Annotated in this window: 15 protein-coding genes; 4 read left to right on the top strand and 11 right to left on the bottom strand. The window is 58.7% G+C overall.

Annotation, left to right across the window (positions count from 1 at the left end; all coding sequences use genetic code 11):
* Positions 1–96: 96 nt before the first annotated feature.
* On the top strand, positions 97–681 hold the full coding sequence (locus AAHA41_RS00875) for a PilZ domain-containing protein (RefSeq protein ID WP_323068526.1): 585 nt from the start codon (positions 97–99) through the stop codon (positions 679–681).
* A gap of 50 nt (positions 682–731) precedes the next feature.
* Here the strand turns inward: AAHA41_RS00875 and greA are convergent, their stop codons facing one another.
* From greA to pomA, 3 genes are all read right to left on the bottom strand, one after another.
* Complete coding sequence (gene greA, locus AAHA41_RS00870) at positions 732–1,208, bottom strand: transcription elongation factor GreA (protein WP_041207974.1); 477 nt, start codon at positions 1,206–1,208, stop codon at positions 732–734.
* 146 nt (positions 1,209–1,354) lie between these two features.
* Positions 1,355–2,248 carry a flagellar motor protein MotB gene (locus tag AAHA41_RS00865; protein WP_323068524.1) on the bottom strand — a complete coding sequence of 298 codons (894 nt, stop codon included), beginning with the start codon at positions 2,246–2,248 and terminating at the stop codon, positions 1,355–1,357.
* 8 nt (positions 2,249–2,256) lie between these two features.
* Entirely contained in the window at positions 2,257–3,015 is a 759-nt protein-coding gene (gene pomA / locus AAHA41_RS00860; RefSeq protein WP_041207971.1) for a flagellar motor protein PomA, read from the bottom strand.
* Positions 3,016–3,224: 209 nt separating this feature from the next.
* On the opposite strand from pomA, the gene xseB reads away from it, so the two are divergent.
* From xseB to dxs, 3 genes are read left to right on the top strand one after another with little or no spacing between them, the layout of a single operon-like run.
* Positions 3,225–3,476, top strand: a complete 252-nt coding sequence (xseB, locus tag AAHA41_RS00855; protein ID WP_041207970.1) for an exodeoxyribonuclease VII small subunit — start codon at positions 3,225–3,227, stop codon at positions 3,474–3,476.
* Complete coding sequence (gene ispA, locus AAHA41_RS00850; protein WP_033114147.1) at positions 3,477–4,367, top strand: (2E,6E)-farnesyl diphosphate synthase; 891 nt, start codon at positions 3,477–3,479, stop codon at positions 4,365–4,367.
* A gap of 21 nt (positions 4,368–4,388) precedes the next feature.
* On the top strand, positions 4,389–6,257 hold the full coding sequence (dxs, locus tag AAHA41_RS00845) for a 1-deoxy-D-xylulose-5-phosphate synthase (RefSeq protein ID WP_201912111.1): 1,869 nt from the start codon (positions 4,389–4,391) through the stop codon (positions 6,255–6,257).
* Between the two features lie 73 nt (positions 6,258–6,330).
* Here the strand turns inward: dxs and AAHA41_RS00840 are convergent, their stop codons facing one another.
* From AAHA41_RS00840 to ribE, 8 genes are all read right to left on the bottom strand, one after another.
* The gene (locus AAHA41_RS00840) at positions 6,331–7,272 is read right to left on the bottom strand and encodes an ABC transporter permease (protein ID WP_041207967.1); all 942 of its coding nucleotides are present in this window, start codon (positions 7,270–7,272) and stop codon (positions 6,331–6,333) included.
* A 4-nt stretch (positions 7,273–7,276) separates the two neighbouring features.
* Positions 7,277–8,251: an ABC transporter permease gene (locus AAHA41_RS00835; protein WP_041207966.1), complete on the bottom strand. Its 975-nt coding sequence runs from the start codon at positions 8,249–8,251 to the stop codon at positions 7,277–7,279.
* Between the two features lie 99 nt (positions 8,252–8,350).
* Entirely contained in the window at positions 8,351–9,907 is a 1,557-nt protein-coding gene (locus tag AAHA41_RS00830) for an ABC transporter substrate-binding protein (RefSeq protein WP_201960114.1), read from the bottom strand.
* A 75-nt stretch (positions 9,908–9,982) separates the two neighbouring features.
* Positions 9,983–11,707, bottom strand: a complete 1,725-nt coding sequence (locus AAHA41_RS00825; protein ID WP_033114143.1) for an ABC transporter ATP-binding protein — start codon at positions 11,705–11,707, stop codon at positions 9,983–9,985.
* Positions 11,708–12,193: 486 nt separating this feature from the next.
* Complete coding sequence (locus AAHA41_RS00820) at positions 12,194–12,688, bottom strand: phosphatidylglycerophosphatase A (protein WP_323068521.1); 495 nt, start codon at positions 12,686–12,688, stop codon at positions 12,194–12,196.
* The gene (thiL, locus tag AAHA41_RS00815; RefSeq protein ID WP_041207962.1) at positions 12,685–13,644 is read right to left on the bottom strand and encodes a thiamine-phosphate kinase; all 960 of its coding nucleotides are present in this window, start codon (positions 13,642–13,644) and stop codon (positions 12,685–12,687) included. Before thiL ends, AAHA41_RS00820 begins: the two co-directional genes overlap by 4 nt.
* A 57-nt stretch (positions 13,645–13,701) precedes the next feature.
* Complete coding sequence (nusB, locus tag AAHA41_RS00810; protein WP_033114140.1) at positions 13,702–14,115, bottom strand: transcription antitermination factor NusB; 414 nt, start codon at positions 14,113–14,115, stop codon at positions 13,702–13,704.
* A gap of 14 nt (positions 14,116–14,129) precedes the next feature.
* Entirely contained in the window at positions 14,130–14,600 is a 471-nt protein-coding gene (ribE, locus tag AAHA41_RS00805) for a 6,7-dimethyl-8-ribityllumazine synthase (protein WP_033114139.1), read from the bottom strand.
* Positions 14,601–14,743: the final 143 nt, after the last annotated feature.

Genomic DNA, 14,743 nt, shown 5'->3' with positions numbered 1-14,743 from the left:
GAGCGCAGCTCTTTCCTTCTTCCACTTCTTCCCGAGTCGCTTGCCAAAGTAGTCGCCAACCCCTTAACCTGCGATGAATACTTCCGGACACGCGCTATGGCTCACCATCAAATTCTAACCGACGATGAGCTGGCCATGCTGCGGGACTTGGGGAGCAATCAGGAGAGTCATCTCCTGAGTGGTCACCTCGACGGCCCCATGCTTGGCTTGCTGCAAAAAGCCGACAACCTCGTACTCGAAGCCCGCTTCGCAGGACACCAGCTACGCTTTCCCCTCACCTTTACCCAAAGAGAAGATGGCTTTATCGAGCCATGTCTATCTGCTCCGGTGATCAGGGAGCTGGGGTTTGCCCGCCCTCGCGCCTGGCGACTCAGCCAGAAAGCGCGGTTGCATACCGAGCAGGGGCACTATCAGGTGCTCAGCCTCTCCCTCAACGGGCTCATCGTTGAGCACATGCCTCTCGGCATGGTGGCGGATACACAGCTCAACGGCGAACTCTGTCTCGATGAGGAGGAACCTCTGCCACTGCAGGGACGATTGGTCAGGTTAATCAAATCCAACCCGGCCAGCGCCACCTGGGCGATCAGCTTCCAGATGAGCGAAAGCGACATAGAGCGCCTGCGCCACTGGTTGTTTCAACGTCATCAGGATGCCTTTACCGAGGCCTACCAGGCCGGGTAAAGAGAAACAGGGGAGCACCCGCTCCCCTGTCCAATCAAATACTGCAGCGCTTAGAGATAAGCGACTTCCAGCACTTCGTACTCCACGTCACCAGCCGGAGTCTTGACGATGGCCACATCGTCTACTTCCTTGCCGATCAGGGCGCGGGCAATCGGTGAATTGACGGAGATAAGGTTCTGTTTGATGTCGGCCTCATCATCACCCACGATGCGGTAGACAACCTCTTCCTCAGTCTCGCTCTTGAGCAGGGTCACGGTCGCGCCAAAAATGATGCGGCCATTGTTGGTCATCTTGGTGACATCGATCACCTGAGCATTGGAGAGCTTGGCTTCAATCTCCTGAATGCGGCCTTCACAGAACCCCTGCTGCTCGCGGGCAGCATGGTATTCGGCGTTTTCCTTCAGATCACCGTGCTCACGGGCATCGGCAATCGCTTCGATAATCTGGGGACGCAGCTCGGTCTTGAGATATTCGAGCTCTTCGCGCAGCTTCTCAGCACCGCGAACAGTCATCGGAGTATGGTTCATAGTCGAAACCTGGGTTGCTTGAAAATAGAAGCTGCGGCGATCAGCAAGAAAGCCGCAGCAGTCGGTTCGGATAGGGCATCTTAATATGAAGCCGGCACAAAATCCATGTCAGCTCCCTGATGCAGATCTCGCTTTGCGACTCATCATCACTCTGCTTTCGGCACCGAGATGGGAGTCGAGACAGTGGGCTTGCCCTGCATGATGGAGATCTCCACGCGCCGGTTCGCCCGCCGGTTCTCCGGGGTATTGTTGGGCACCAGCGGCTGGGAATCTGCCATTCCCTGCACCACCAGCCGCCCCTGATCAAAACCGGGCACCTTGATCATCTGATGAGCGACCGCTACCGCACGCTGGGTTGAAAGCTCCCAGTTTGACTGGAACAGCTCGTCATGGGTTGCCACGTTATCGGTGTGGCCGGAGATGGTGATCTCCCCCGGCACATCCTTGAGCAACTCGGCAACTTTACGGATAACCGGCCAGAACTGGGGCTGCAGAAAAGCCGAGCCGGCAGGAAATGACGCCTTCTCCCGGATCCTGATGATGATCTGCTGACCCAGCGCCTCGATCTCAATCGCCCCATCCTGGATCTGGGACTTCATCTGTTCGGCGAGCGCTTTAGCCAGCTCATTGGATTGTTGCTGCGCCTGGTGCGCATCCTGAGCCGTATCGCCACCGGTCTGCTTGCCATCGGTTTGGTCCTGCCCGCCAGCCTGGTCCGACTCACCGGGCAGAAACTCCAGCTCGGTCTGGGTCATGTCGATAGTCTGCTGCATGATGGTATCGATGGGGGTCGGCTCCGGCCGGCCCGGCCGAAACTCCTGGGCAATCACCGAGGTACCCTTGGGAATATCCTTCACTTCCAGAATATTCTGCACGCCGAATGCCTTCTCCATGGAACCGGCGATCTGCTTGAATTTCTGTACGTCCATCTCGGCAAACGAGAGCAGCAACACGAAGAAGCACATCAATAGCGACATCAGATCGGCGAAAGTCCCCATGTAACCGGGTAACCCCGGCGGCGGACATTTGCATTTGGACATAAAGCCCCCTACTCCGCGCCGTTATTGCGTTTGGATTGATGCAAATAGTTCTGCAACATGGTCTGGATCACCCGCGGATTCTGGCCATCCTGAATGCCCATGATGGCATCGAGGATCAGCGTGCGGCAGAGCCGCTCCTCGCCACTGCGCAGCTCCAGCTTGTCGGCAATCGGGATCGCGATCATGTTGGCCTCGATAGCGCCATATAGGGTCGTGAGCAATGCCACCGCCATGGCCGGGCCGATAGACTTGGGATCGCTCATGTTTGCCAACATTGCCACCAGCCCCACCAGCGTACCTATCATGCCCATGGCCGGGCCGAGATCCCCCAGAGTGCGGAATACCTTGATGGCGATGACATGACGTTCGGAGGTCAGCTCGATATCCTTCTCCAGCACGCCACGCACCACATCGGCATCGTGACCATCCACCAGCATATCGATCCCTTTTTTCATGAAGGGATTGGGGATTTCCGCCGCTTCCAGCGCCAGAAAGCCCCCCTTGCGGGATGCATCGGCCAGCTCAACCGCCTTGGTAATGAGATCTTCCAGCTTGTCGCCCTTGTACATAAAAGCTTTACCTGCCACCTTGAACGCCATCAGGAACTGGCCAAGGTTGAACTTCATCATGGCAATAAAGATGGAGCCCAGAATGGTGATATAGACAGAGGGCATGTCCACATACATGGTGACGGGGCCACCCAGCAACATGCCGTATATCACCACACCGAAGCCCAGCACTATGCCTATCAGACTACCTAGATCCACGTCCTACTCCTGTCATCTGTGCTGATGCACTATTATACGCCGTTGAATTTTCTGCTATTGCGGCCCCGGCGGCAAGTTTCCATCCGAAGGGGGAGAGAGCTCATTATCGACCGATTTGTCGAGAGTTTGCGGCTCAGGCGTTTTCAGCCTCCCCCCGCTGGGCGGTCGATGTTAATATAAGCCGTTTTTTTCAATCCCCGAGGATGGACATGGCCAGTAAAAAAATCGACCGTCTGAGTTTTGATGCCACTCTGGAAGAGCTGGAAACCATCGTTCATCAGCTGGAGCAAGGTTCCCTCCCGCTGGAAGAGGCGCTCAAGCAGTTCGAGCAAGGAGTCCATCTGGTGCGTGCCGGCCAGCAGAAGCTGGAACAGGCAGAACAGAAGATCCAGATCCTGCTGAGCAAAGCCGATGGCAGTGACCAGCTTGCCCCCTTCCAGCCAGAACAAGGAGAAGAGTGAGTGGCGCTGGACCATTTTTCCCGTCTGCATCGTCAGCGTATTGACGACTGTCTGTCAGCACAACTTGAATCCTTGCCTGCCATGGCGCCGCGCCTGCGCGATGCCATGAAATATGGCTTGCTGCTGGGCGGCAAGCGGGTTCGTCCTTTTCTGGTCTACGCCGTCGGCGAGATGCTGGGGGTAAAGAGCGAACTGCTCGATGGCCCGGCCGCCGCGGTGGAGTGCATCCACGCCTACTCGCTGCTGCACGACGATCTGCCCGCCATGGATGACGACGATTTGCGTCGCGGCCAGCCGACCGTTCACAAGGCCTTTGATGAAGGCACCGCGATTCTGGCGGGTGATGCGCTGCAGACGCTGGCGTTCTCCATTCTGGCCGATCACCCCATGCCAGAGACACTGCTGGCCAACCGGGTGCGCATGCTGAGCACCCTCGCCCGCGCCTCCGGCTATCTCGGTATGTGCGGCGGTCAGGCGCTGGATCTGCAAGCGGAAGGACGCCGGATCACGCTCGCCGAGCTGGAGCAGGTACACCGCCACAAGACGGGGGCACTCATCGAGTGCGCCGTCACTCTTGGCGCCCTGTGCAAGGAGAATGTGGACGAAGCGACCCTGACGGCGCTGCAAACCTATGCCTCCGCCATCGGCCTCGCCTTCCAGGTGCAGGATGACATCCTCGACATCACCGGCGACACCGCCACCCTGGGCAAACCGCAAGGCTCCGATCTGGCGCTGGAGAAGAGTACCTATCCGGCCCTGCTTGGACTCGAAAACGCCCGTGAGCTGGCTCGCGAACTGCACGGTAAAGCCTTAACAGCCCTGCAATCCTTGCCCTACAATACCGACATTCTGGAAGCGTTCGCCGATTACATCATCGAGCGAACCCACTAAACGCTGGATAACAGTTAAAAAATGAGCGTTGATATTAGCAATTTCCCCAACCTGGCCCTCGCGGACACCCCGATAGAGCTGCGTTCCCTGCCCAAAGAGCGGCTACCGGTGCTGTGCAACGAGCTGCGCGAATATCTGCTGCGCTCCGTCAGCCGCTCCAGCGGACACTTTGCCTCCGGGCTCGGCACGGTCGAACTGACCGTGGCCCTGCACTACGTCTACAACACCCCGTTCGATCGGCTGATCTGGGACGTGGGCCATCAGGCCTATCCCCACAAGATCCTGACCGGGCGCCGTGACCAGATCCACACCATTCGTCAGAAGGATGGTCTGCACCCCTTCCCCTGGCGTGGCGAGAGCGAATACGACGTGCTCTCCGTCGGCCACTCCAGCACCTCCATCGGAGCCGCTCTCGGTATGGCGGTTGCCGCCGAGAGTGAAGGGCTGGGCCGCAAGGTCGTTGCGGTGATCGGTGATGGCGCCATCACGGCGGGGATGGCTTTTGAAGCGCTCAACCACGCCGGCGACGTCCATAAAGACATGCTGGTGATCCTCAACGACAACGAGATGTCCATCTCCGAGAATGTCGGCGCGCTCAACAACCATCTGGCCCGAGTCATGTCTGGCAAGCTCTACACCACCATCCGCGAAGGCGGCAAGAAGGTGCTGGCCGGTCTGCCGCCGGTCAAGGAGCTGGCCAAGCGGGCCGAAGAGCACCTCAAGGGGATGGTGGTGCCCGGCACCCTGTTCGAGGAGTTCGGCTTCAACTACATCGGCCCCATCGACGGTCACGATATCGAGGCACTGGTCGAGACCCTGCGCAACATGCGCAACCTCAAGGGCCCGCAGCTGCTGCACGTCAAGACCAAGAAGGGCAAGGGCTATGAGCCGGCGGAGAAAGACCCCATCGGTTATCACGCCGTGCCCAAGTTCAATCCGGACGAGTGCGCCCTTCCCAAGGCGAGTGGTGCCAAGCCCACCTTCTCCGCCATCTTCGGCCAGTGGCTGTGTGACATGGCCGCCAAAGACGAGAAGCTGGTCGGCATCACCCCTGCCATGCGCGAAGGCTCCGGGCTGGTGAAATTCAGCCAACAGTATCCGGATCGCTACTTCGATGTGGCCATTGCCGAGCAGCACGCGGTCACTTTTGCTGCCGGTCTCGCCATTGCCGACAAGAAGCCGGTGGTCGCCATCTATTCGAGCTTCCTGCAACGCGCCTACGATCAGGTGATCCACGACGTGGCGCTGCAAGAGCTGCCGGTGCTGTTCGCCATCGATCGGGCCGGTCTGGTGGGCGCCGATGGCCCGACCCATCAGGGCGCGTTCGACATCAGCTTCCTGCGCACCGTGCCCAACATGGTGATCATGACCCCCTCCGACGAGAACGAATGCCGTCAGATGCTCTATACCGGCTATCGCCATCAGGGGCCTGCCGCGGTGCGCTACCCACGTGGCAGCAGCCTGAGCGATACCCCCATCTCGCAGGAGATGCAGGCGCTGGAGATTGGCAAGGGACGCATCATTCGAGAGGGCAAAGGCACCGCCATTCTGGCGTTTGGCACTCTGCTGCAACACGCCAAAGCGGCGGCCGAAGCACTTGATGCCACCCTAGTTGATATGCGCTTCGTCAAACCGATGGATGAGGCGCTGGTGCTGTCGCTGGCGGCCAGCCACGATCAGTTCGTCACCATCGAAGACAATGCCATCATGGGCGGCGCCGGTTCGGCGGTGAACGAGCTGCTGATGCGCAATAAGCAGTGCAAGCCGGTGCTCAACCTCGGCCTGCCGGATCGCTTCGTGGAACAGGGTACCCAGCAGGAGATCTATGCCCTGCTCGGTCTGGACGATGCAGGCATCCAGCACAGTATCGAAAGCTGGTTACAAGCCTGATAACGCTTAAAGCTATCAAACAAAAGAAGGGCGCCTCATTGGCGCCCTTCTTATTTTGCGTTTCTGACCCGGATTACCCTTTGTAGATCTTGGGGTTAAACACATCCCGCAACCAGTCACCCAGCAGGTTGATGACCAGCACCAGCACCACCAGACAGATGCCCGGGAAGGCGGTGATCCACCAGGAGCCGGAGAAGATGTAGTTGAAGCCGACGCTGATAAGCGAACCGAGCGAGGGTTGATCAACCGGCATCCCCAGACCGAGGAAGGAGAGCGCCGCCTCACTCATGATGGCGTTGGCCACCTGCACGGTGGAGATAACCAGAATCGGCGACAGGCAGTTGGGCAGAATGTGGCGGAACATTATGCGCGGGGCGCGGAATCCCATCACCTTGGCCGCCTCCACATACTCCTTCTTCTTCTCGGCCAGCACCGAGGCGCGCACGGTACGGGCGTACTGCGGCCACTCGGCAATCCCGATGATCACCACCAGCATCACGATGGCAAAGCGCGAGTAGAACTCGGAGCCAAAGGTCGCCTGAAAGATGGCGGAGATGATGATCGCCACCATCATGGTGGAGAACGACAGCTGCACGTCGGCAAAGCGCATCAAGAGGTTATCGATGCGACCGCCAAAGTAGCCGGCGATCAAACCGATGACAATCCCCAGCACCAGCTGCAGACCCACCGCAAACAGGCCGATGGTGAGGGAGATTCGGGCACCATAAAGGATGGTGCTCCAGATATCCCGTCCCTGGTTGTCGGTGCCGAGCCAGAAGCGTTCCTCGCCGCCATCCAGCCATGAAGGAGGCAGTTCGGCATCCATCAGGTCGAAGCTGGTCTGGTCATAGACGTTGTGCGGGGCGATCCAGGGGGCCAGCAAGGCAGCCACCACGAACACCACGAACACCGCAAAGCTGAACATGGCTACCTTGTCCCGCAGGAAGTAGTAGACGATGTCGGAGTTCTTGAAACGTGCCCAACGGCTTGGGCTTGCAGTTACAGCATTAGTCATGCGCTTACCCCTTGGCAGTCAGGTTAACGGTCGGGTTGATCAACCCGTAGAGCAGGTCGACCAGGGTATTGGTCACCACGAAGATCAAGCCGACGAAGATGACGTAGGCGGTGATCAGCGGGGTATCGACCCGGTGGATCGCCTCGAGGAACAGGAAGCCGGTCCCCGGCCACTGGAACACGCTCTCGGTCAGGATGGTGTAGGCCACCATGGTGCCTATCTGCACACCACCGACGGTAATGACCGGCAGCATGGTGTTCTTCAGGGCGTGCTGGTAGTAGACCTTGTTGTTATCCAGCCCCTTGGCACGGGCGAACTTGACGTATTCGGAGGAGAGCTGCTCCAGCATCTCGGAGCGCACCAGCCGGATAAACAGCGGCAGCATGATGGAGGAGAGCGACACCGCAGGCAGGATCAGGTGCTTGATGCCGTCCCAGGTGAAGAAGCCCGACTCCCAGCCCAGCAGGTTGCGGGTCTCGCCGCGACCATAGGCCGGCAGCCAGCCCAGCTGGATGGAGAAGAGATACATCAGCATGATGGCGGTCAGGAACACCGGGATCGAAATGCCGATACTGCTCCCCGCCATGATTATCTTGGTGGGAATGCTGCGCGGCCGGATCGCCGAGTAGACTCCCAGCGGAATGGAGACCACGACGATGATGAGCGCGGCGGCAAAAACCAGCTCAAGGGTAGCCACCAGCTTGTCGAGGATCACCTCAAGAGCCGGTCGCTTGAAAAAGTAGGAAGTACCCAGATCCCCGTGCACCGCATTTTTCAAAAAGCGGCTGTATTTGACGAGGAAGGGATCGTTGAGGCCCATCTTCTCGCGCAATTCGTGGCGCTGGGCTTCGGAGACGGATTGTCCCACCAGCTCGCGCAACGGATCCCCCAGGTTGTCCTGGATGGAGAAGGCGACCAGGCTGATGACGAACATCACTATCACGGCCTGATAGAACCGTTTCAGCAGGAATGTAAACATGCTTGTCCTTCTACGTGGCCTGTGTCGTGGCACAGGCTTCTGTTAGCAGGCAGAGTGGCCAGCTGACCACTCCGCCCCGTCCTTCCTTGTGACGTTCGCTTACTTGCCGACCACCAGATCGCCGAAGTAAGGGAAGTTCATCACGTTGACCACCGGCTTGATGTCAACGTTCTTCTTGGCGCCATAGGCCAGATCTTCCCAGTGCAGCGGCACATAAGCTGCATCCTCGATCACCATGGCTTCCACCTTCTTCAGCATCTCGGCACGCTTGGCCGGATCGGTCTCGGCGTTGGCCTGCTCGACCAGCTTGTCAGCCTCTGCGTTGGCATAGCCGGCGCAGTTGTACTGACCCATACCGGTCTTGGCATCCTTGGTGAAGGTCAGGAACTCGAAGAAGTTCGCGGTATCTTCAGTGTCGGAGTGCCAGCCAATCATCTGCATGTCGGCGGCGCACTTGTCAAACTCCGGCCAGTACTGGGCCACCGGCATGGTCTTCAGATCCACCTTGATGTTGATCTTGGCCAGCATGGCGGAGACCGCCTGGGCAATCTTGACGTCGTTGACGTAACGGGCTGCCGGGGCAATGAAGGTCATCTTGAAGCCCTTCTCATGACCGGCTTCTTTCATCAGCTGCTTGGCTTTGGCCAGATCATACTGGGGCACCAGCGCTTCGTTGTGACCGGCATAGCCTTTCGGGCTCAGCTGGCCGGCCGGGGTACCGAAGCCCTTGTTGATCTTCTCGACGATACCCACCTGGTTGATGGCGTAGTTGATCGCCTGGCGCACGCGCTTGTCTTTCAGCGCCGGGTTGGTGTTCTGGTTCAGCTCGATGATGATGGCGCGGGTACCGGACAGGGTGACCAGCTGGGAGTCCTTGCCATTCTTCACCCGCTCCAGATCGTTCGGCGCAACCGGGTAGATCACATCCACGTCACCACCCAGCAGAGCGGCTACGCGGGTCGCGTCTTCCTTGATCGGCACCACGGTCAGGTTCTCGACGTTACCCTTGGAGGCCTTGTCCCAGTAGTTGGGGTTGCGGGCATAATCGAGCTTCACGCCCTGCTCGCGGAACTTGACGGTGAACGGGCCGGTACCGGAGACGTGGGTAGAGGCATAGGAGTCGCCGTTCTTGACGATCTCGGCCTTGTCTTTGCCCGCTTCGGTCTTGCCGGTATAGAACTTGGAGTCCATCGGGAAGATGTAGGTGACGGTCTGCAGGATCAGCGGGAAGGGCTTCGCGGTGATCAGATCGACGGTGTAGTCATCTACCTTCTTCACTTCGACGATGGGGTCGAAGATCGCCTTGAAGTCGACAGAGGACTTCAGACGGTTGACGGTCCATACCACGTCATCGGCGGTAAAGTCGTTACCGGAGTGGAACTTGACCCCTTTGCGCAGGTGGAAGCGGACGGTCTTGTCGTCAACACGCTCATACTTCTCGGCCAGACGCGGCTCGAATTTCAGATCCTGGGTGTAACGCATCAGGGGATCGAATACCAGGTGCGACATCTCCAGGGTCTGACCGGAGAGCTGCTCCTGCGGATCCAGCGAGGTGGCATCGGAGGCGACACCTACCTTGATATCAGCGGCAGAGACGCTGAAGGCGAAACCGGCGGCAAACAGCGCCAGGGCAATCTTGGAAAATCCTTTCTTCATCTTTTTCTCCATGCTTTTGGCTTTTTTATTAACGAACAACGGGTTTGAGCGACCATCCGGCGCACCGGCGCTCTCCTAGCTTGCGATTTCCAGCCCCTCGCGGGACATTCCCTTGAACTCCGGCATGAGGGAGATCAGCTTGCGGCTGTACTCATGCTCGGCATTGGTAAAGAGTTTCTCGGTCTCGGCCACCTCCACCAGATGACCGTGCTGCATCACCCCGATGCGGTCGCACATCTGGCGGATCACCGGCAGATCGTGGCTGATGAACAGCATGGTGAGCTTGAGCTCCTGCTGCAGATCCTTGAGCAAATTGAGGATCTGGGCCTGTACCGAGACATCCAGCGCCGAGGTCGGCTCGTCGCAGATGAGGAAACGAGGGCGGGTCGCCAATGCGCGGGCAATAGAGATGCGCTGACGCTGACCACCGGAGAACTCGTGGGGATACTTGACCCCGGCACCGCGGCCAAGACCGACATGATCCAGCAGATCCCCGACAATCCCCTCGATCTGACTCTCGCTGCTCGCCAGCTGATGGAAGCGGATCGGCTCGGCAATGATGTCGCGCACCTTCATCCGCGGGTTCATCGATGAATAGGGGTTCTGGAACACCATCTGCATCTGACGACGCAGGGGGCGGCGCTCGCTCTCGCTCTTGAGGGCAGTCAGATCGATCCCCTCAAAGACGATTTTGCCGGTATCAGGCGGATAGAGGCCGGTGATGGCGCGGGCAATGGTCGATTTACCTGAGCCCGACTCCCCCACCAGACCGAAGGTCTCGCCCTCGAAGATCTCGAAGCTGATGTTATTGCAGGCACGCACATACTGGCGGCGGCTCGGGAAGATGGAGTCCTTGGTGACGAACTTCAGATCGACGTTCTCCACCCGCAGCAGCGCCCCTTCATAGGCACGCTCGTCCTGACTCTGACCGAGCCAGTGGGTCTTAAGGTCGATATTGGTATCCGGCGCGCTGGCATCCTCGATATAGGAGACCAGCGGGAAGCGCACCAGCTTCACGTCGGAGCGTGGCACCGCCGAGATGAGGCTGCGAGTATAGGGATGATTGGGGCTGCCCAGCACCTGCTCTGTGCGGCCAAACTCCACCAGATCGCCGCGATACATCACCGCCACCTTGTCGGTGACGTTGGAGACCACCCCCATGTCGTGGGTCACCAGCATGCAGCCCACCTGACGCTCCTTGCAGAGGGTGCGGATGAGCTGGAGGATCTGGTCCTGGATGGAGACGTCCAACGCCGTGGTCGGCTCGTCGGCGATGATGAGTTCAGGGTCGCCGGAGAGGGCGATAGCGATCACCACCCGCTGGCGCATGCCACCGGAGAACTGGTGTGGATACTGCTTGATGCGCAGCTCCGGGCTCGGGATGCCGACCGCCTTCATCAGATCCAGCGCCTTGGCAAAAGCCGCTTCGCGTGACAAGTCGGTGTTGGCCAGAATGGTCTCGACCAGCTGATGCTCAACGGTGAACAGCGGGTTGAGGGAGGTCATCGGATCCTGAAAGATAAAACCGATGCGTGAACCACGGATGGCCCGCATCTCGTTCTGGCTCTTGCCGGAGATAAGCTCGCCATTGAGGTAGATGTCGCCGCGGGCGATGCGACCGGGCGGGCTCAGGAGATCGATGACGGCGTTGCCGATGGTGGATTTGCCGGCACCGGACTCACCTACGACGCCGACAATCTCCCCTTTTTCGATGGAGAAAGAGAGATCCTTCACTGCGGCCAGTACCCCGTAGCGGGAGGGATACTCGATCCGCAAGTTCTTTACTTCGAGCAAGGACATGTTTACCTCTGCGGGGGACATCCGTCCCAAATAATTCGTCCATAAATCGGCCGCAGATGCCGGTGCTGCTCAGGGCAATTAATGCTCAATCCGTGTAGCAGTTAAACCAGCGATCCGGGCGGGTTTTTTGCATTTTTTTGGAATAACCCGCGAGTAAATTAGACGGTTTGCCCACGGGTGTAAATGATTGAGTTATACAATTCCGCAATGTTTTGCGCAGATAACCACCATTTCCATAGCGAAAAATGATGACTATAGTCACAAAAACGGCCCGCATATCCATATACCTACCGCTAGCATTACTTTAATTTCAACAAGAATGCAACAAGCAGCATTTATCACTATTCTCCATTCGCGGTAAGGCCCCGAATGAGTAGTGAATATTTATGTGAAATGGATGATATGCGGCAGCATATGCCGATGAATGAAAATTAGGCAGATATAAATCGGGGAGTGCTGTAACAGTCACTCCCCGGGAGAGGGCAATCAAGCGAGCCAGGCGGCCAGTAATTGCATACAAATGAGGGCGAACAGAGCGGCAATCAGATCGTCCAACATGATGCCAAGGCCGCCGTGGATACGGCGATCAAACCAGGAGATGGGCCAGGGTTTGAGCACATCGAACAGGCGAAACAGCAGAAAGCCCGCCAGTACCCACACCCAACCGGCCGGCGCAGCTATCATGGTGACACCAAAGCCGATCACCTCGTCCCAGACGATGGCGCCGTGATCCGGCATGCCGATGGCATCGGTGGCGCTCTGGCAGATACGGATACCGATCAGGAATCCCAACACCAGCAGGGCGATAAACCAGGAGGTCGGCAAACCGCTCACCAGCAGGTAGAGCGGGATGGCGGCGATCGTTCCCATGGTGCCCGGCGCCTTGGGGGAGAGACCGGAGCCAAAGCCCACCGCCAGAAAGTGGAGCGGATTCTTCAGATCCAGTCTTTTCAGCTCGGGCTTTATCATGAACAGACTCATGCGAAGTGATCCCACCCTTTCAGTTGCAGCTCGACCGGCTGCTCGCCACGCAGGTACTCGATGCCCGGTTCACCCGCCACGATGCGGCCGATGCGGGTAAACTTGACCCCGCTGTGGGCCAGCGCGGTATCGAGCGCACCGTGATGCTCCTGCGGCACGGTGAAGCAGAGCTCGTAGTCATCGCCGCCGGCCAACGCCAACTGCCACGCATCCTGCTCGCTCACCGCATCCTGCAGCACCGGCGAGAGCGGCAGCAGATCGAGATCGATCTGGGCCCGCACACCGGACGCCTTGAGGATATGGCCGAGATCCGATGCCAGACCGTCGGATAGATCCAGCGCACTGCCCGCCAGTCCGCGCAGCGCCTGTCCGGCCAGAATGCGGGGATGGGGGTGGTCGAGGCGCGGCAGCACGGCCGCCAGCTGGTTCTCGTTGAGGGTGCGTTTGCCCAGCAGGTGGGAGAGCGCCAAGGCGGCATCTCCCAGAGTGCCGGTCACATAGATGCCGTCACCGGCTTTGGCACCGCTGCGCATCAGAGCGCGACCGGCAGGCACCGACCCCTTGACCGACACCGTGATGGAGAGCGGCCCGCGGGTCATGTCCCCGCCCACCAGCGCCACGTTGTAGTACTCGGCGAGCTCCAGGAATCCTTCGGCAAAGCCGGCGACCCAGCTCTCGTTGATAGCCGGCAGCGTCAGCGCCAGCGAGACCCAGCGCGGCTCGGCCCCCATGGCGGCAAGATCGGAGAGATTGACCGCCAGCGCCTTGTAGCCGAGATCGACCGGATCCATGTCGGGGAAGAAGTGCACGCCGCTGACCAGGGTATCCGTGCTCACCGCCAGCTGGGTGTCGGGGGGCAGGGTCAGCAGGGCGCAATCGTCTCCAGGGCCCATCACCACGTCCTTGCGGGCGTGGGGGACCTTGAAGTACTTATCAATCAGCTCGAATTCACCCATACAGTAAAAAGCCAGCGATAAGCTGGCTCCTCTATTAGATGCTGATGAACGCAGCTATCAGCGCTTGTCCAGCGACTTGATTACCTTGTCCAGTACACCGTTGACAAACTTGTGGCTGTCATCGGCAGCAAAAGCTTTGGCCAGCTCGATCGCTTCGTTGATGACCACGCGCGGCGGCACATCATCACGACGGGTCAGCTCGTAGGTCGCCAGACGCAGGATCGCCTTGTCCACCATGTCCACTTCTTCCAGCGGACGGGAGAGGAAAGGTGCGAAGACCTTGTCCAGCTCGTTGCAGTGGAGCGATACCCCGAACAGCAGATCGCGGAAGTAGTTCAGGTCTACACCCTTGGTGTCCTGATCAATCTTGAACTGCTCTTCGATGTCACCCACGTTGGCCTTGGTCATCTGCCACTGGTAGATGGCCTGGGTGGCGCAATGACGGGCTTTACGGCGCTCAGACGGTTTCAATGCATTTCTCCTCGTTACACGTCCAGTTCTTTCAGGACGTTGATCATTTCAAGCGCTGCCAGTGCAGCCTCTGCACCCTTGTTACCCGCCTTGGTACCTGCACGCTCGATGGCTTGTTCAATGTTTTCGGTAGTCAGCACGCCGAAGGCGACGGGGATTTCATACTCCATCATCACCTGGGCCATGCCTTTGCTGTTCTCGTTTGCCACCAGATCGAAGTGGTAGGTGCCGCCACGGATGACAGTACCGACCGCCACGATGGCGTCATATTTGCCGCTCTTGGCCAGCTTCTTGATAACCAGCGGCATTTCAACTGCGCCCGGTACTTTCACCAGAGTCAGATTGCTGTCCTGCACTTGACCTTGACGCTTCAGTACGTCTACTGCACCACTCACCAGGCTGTCGTTGATGAAGCTGTTGAAACGGGCAACGACAATGGCAACGCGCGCCTCGGGAGCGGCAATGTTTCCTTCGATAACCTTCATTGGAAATCCTGTATCTGTGAAAGCAAAAGGGCCGGAGTCAAAAGTGCGCACATTCTAGCACAACAGACCCACGACAAAAACCATGGCCGCAACGAGCGGCCATGATCGCCAATTCAACGGGCCGACGTGGTCATGCGCCGGCA

Origin of the sequence: Aeromonas sp. SER (genome assembly GCF_038739615.1) — a bacterium.
GTDB lineage: Bacteria > Pseudomonadota > Gammaproteobacteria > Enterobacterales > Aeromonadaceae > Aeromonas > Aeromonas jandaei.
The sequence above is the reverse complement of the archived record's forward strand: the minus strand, read 5'-3'. Positions and strand labels throughout refer to the sequence as shown.

Coding starts and splice junctions, on each gene's coding strand:
- AAHA41_RS00875 (WP_323068526.1), top strand. CDS start 97: ATGGCTCACCATCAAATTCTAACCGACGATGAGCTGGCCATGCTGCGG.
- greA (WP_041207974.1), bottom strand. CDS start 1,208: ATGAACCATACTCCGATGACTGTTCGCGGTGCTGAGAAGCTGCGCGAA.
- AAHA41_RS00865 (WP_323068524.1), bottom strand. CDS start 2,248: ATGTCCAAATGCAAATGTCCGCCGCCGGGGTTACCCGGTTACATGGGG.
- xseB (WP_041207970.1), top strand. CDS start 3,225: ATGGCCAGTAAAAAAATCGACCGTCTGAGTTTTGATGCCACTCTGGAA.
- dxs (WP_201912111.1), top strand. CDS start 4,389: ATGAGCGTTGATATTAGCAATTTCCCCAACCTGGCCCTCGCGGACACC.
- AAHA41_RS00840 (WP_041207967.1), bottom strand. CDS start 7,272: ATGACTAATGCTGTAACTGCAAGCCCAAGCCGTTGGGCACGTTTCAAG.
- AAHA41_RS00835 (WP_041207966.1), bottom strand. CDS start 8,251: ATGTTTACATTCCTGCTGAAACGGTTCTATCAGGCCGTGATAGTGATG.
- AAHA41_RS00830 (WP_201960114.1), bottom strand. CDS start 9,907: ATGAAGAAAGGATTTTCCAAGATTGCCCTGGCGCTGTTTGCCGCCGGT.
- AAHA41_RS00825 (WP_033114143.1), bottom strand. CDS start 11,707: ATGTCCTTGCTCGAAGTAAAGAACTTGCGGATCGAGTATCCCTCCCGC.
- AAHA41_RS00820 (WP_323068521.1), bottom strand. CDS start 12,688: ATGAGTCTGTTCATGATAAAGCCCGAGCTGAAAAGACTGGATCTGAAG.
- thiL (WP_041207962.1), bottom strand. CDS start 13,644: ATGGGTGAATTCGAGCTGATTGATAAGTACTTCAAGGTCCCCCACGCC.
- ribE (WP_033114139.1), bottom strand. CDS start 14,600: ATGAAGGTTATCGAAGGAAACATTGCCGCTCCCGAGGCGCGCGTTGCC.